This is a genomic window from Pseudomonas sp. K5002, from assembly GCF_013386655.1.
In the GTDB taxonomy this organism is placed as follows: Bacteria; Pseudomonadota; Gammaproteobacteria; order Pseudomonadales; family Pseudomonadaceae; genus Aquipseudomonas.
Map to the genome: position 1 here is coordinate 1 of NZ_JACARK010000394.1, position 2342 is coordinate 2342.

2 protein-coding genes are annotated in these 2342 nt (G+C 63.5%); both read right to left on the reverse strand.

Translation table 11 applies throughout. The features are described 5' to 3' along the window. On the reverse strand, nucleotides 1-358 hold a 358-nt coding region (locus tag HX846_RS18520; RefSeq protein ID WP_178965861.1), incomplete at its 3' end, for a circularly permuted type 2 ATP-grasp protein. Between the two features lie 157 nt (nucleotides 359-515). Then, on the reverse strand, nucleotides 516-2342 hold a 1827-nt coding region (locus HX846_RS18525; protein WP_178965862.1), incomplete at its 5' end, for a transglutaminase family protein.

Sequence of the window (2342 nt, forward strand, 5' to 3'; positions counted from 1 at the left end):
CTTCGGCGATCAGGCGTTGCGGGCCGTAGAGGTCGGCCAGTACTGCATTCAGCAGGCGCGCACGCTGGGCGATGCCGGCGGAGAGTTGCTTCCATTCATCGGCGGCCAGCACGTGGGGCAGCAGGTCCAGCTCCCAGGGACGATCGGCGCCCTTGGGGTCGGCGTAGACGTTATAGGTCACGCCGTTTTCCTGGATCTGCCGGGTCAGCAAGGCCTGGCGCTGGGCCAGTTGCGCCGGGGTGCTGCGTTGCAAGTGATCGAGCAGCCGCTGCCAATGGGCGCGAACCGCGCCGCTGTCGTCCAGCAGTTCGTGATAAGTGCCCGCGGTCAGCGGGTAACGGTCGAGCAAGTCGGGCATGGAACGCTCGGCAGAGGCAAGGGAAGTCAGATTAATTTACAAACACTGCAAATCCAGTGTGCAAGCAGGCTTGTGTGGGAGCTGGCTNNACCGAGGTGATGCTATCGCAGGCAAGCCAGCTCCCACACAAACCCTGCTCCCACATTTTGAATCGCATTTAGTCATTCTTATTGGGGAAGCGCCGCAAATCCAGGGTCATCGGCAATTCATCATTGATCTCCACACTCGGCACCGGCAATTTCCCGGGGCTGTGTCCCAAGCGGAAAAACCGCGCCATCCGCCGGCTTTCAGCTTCATTGGCATTCACCGGCAGGCTGTCGTAATTGCGCCCGCCCGGATGGGCGACATGGTACTGGCAACCGCCCAGCGAGCGCTGCATCCACGTATCCAAAAGATCGAACACCAGTGGCGCATGCACCGGGATCGTTGGCTGCAGGCAGTTGGCCGGTTGCCAGGCGCGATAACGCACGCCAGCCACAAACTCGCCGACGCGCCCGGTGGGTTGCAGCGGCACCGGGATGCCATTGCAGGTCAGCAGGTAACGCTGGGGCGACAGGCCACTCAACTTGACCTGCAGGCGCTCCAGGGACGAATCCACGTAACGCACCGTACCGCCCACCGCGCCCTCCTCGCCCAGCACATGCCAGGGCTCCAGGGCCTGGCGCAATTCCAGTTCGATACCGCTGACGGCGTAGTCACCGACCTTGGGAAAGCGGAACTCCAGGTGCGCGGCAAACCATTCGGCCCGCAGCGGATAACCGGCAGCGTTCAGCTCGACGATCACGTCGGCAAAATCCTGCTCGATAAAGTGCGGCAGCAGGAAGCGGTCATGCAGCTCTGTGCCCCAGCGCGCCAGCTTCGGCGGCGCATAGGGTTCACGCCAGAACCGCGCGACCAGTGCCCGCAGCAGCAATTGTTGGGTCAGGCTCATGCGGGCGTGGGGCGGCATTTCAAAGGCACGCAATTCCAGCAGGCCCAGGCGGCCGGTGGCACCGTCCGGCGAGTAGAGCTTGTCGATGCAGAACTCGGCACGGTGGGTATTGCCAGTGACGTCGATCAGCAGGTTGCGCAGCAGGCGGTCCACCAACCATGGCGGGCATTCTTCGCCCGCTTCGGGCATCTGCGCGAAGGCGATTTCCAGCTCATACAACGCATCGTTGCGCGCTTCGTCGACCCGTGGTGCCTGGGAAGTCGGGCCGATGAACAGGCCGGAAAACAGGTAGGACAGCGACGGGTGGTTATGCCAATAGCTGATCAGGCTGCGCAGCAGATCGGGACGCCGCAGGAACGGCGAATCCTTGGGCGTAGCGCCACCGAGCACAAAGTGGTTACCGCCGCCGGTGCCGGTGTGGCGCCCGTCGATCATGAATTTTTCTGTGGTGAGGCGGGTTTGCCGGGCTTCTTCGTAGAGAAACTCGGTGCGTTCCACCAACTCGTCCCAGGTGGCGGACGGCTGCACGTTGACCTCGATCACACCCGGATCCGGCGTCACCCGGAAGTTGCTCAGGCGTGGGTCGCTCGGCGGCTCATAACCTTCCAGCAACACCGGGCAATGCAGTTCTTCGGCGGTGGCTTCGATGGCGGCCACCAGTTCCAGGTAATCCTCGACCCGTTCCAGCGGCGGCATGAACAGGTACAAGCGGCCGTCCCGTGCCTCGGCGCACAGGGCGGTGCGGGTCAGCCAGTCGGCAGACTCGTCGATCTTCGGGATACGGTCTTGGCTGGCAGCTGCCTCGCCATGGCTTTGCAGTTGTGAGGTGGTCGGCAGGTCTGCCAGGTCCTGATTGGGATCGGTGGGGTGCACGAACGGATAGTCCGCCGCCGTTACCCACGGTTGCGAGGCCAGTGGCAGGCGATAACCCAACGGTGAATCGCCCGGCACCAGGCGGCAATGGTTGTCCCGCAGGTACCAGCGCCCGCTCTGCCAGCGGTCATTGGCCGCCGTGCGCGCCAGCGGCAGCACCTGGCCGATGACTTTATCCAG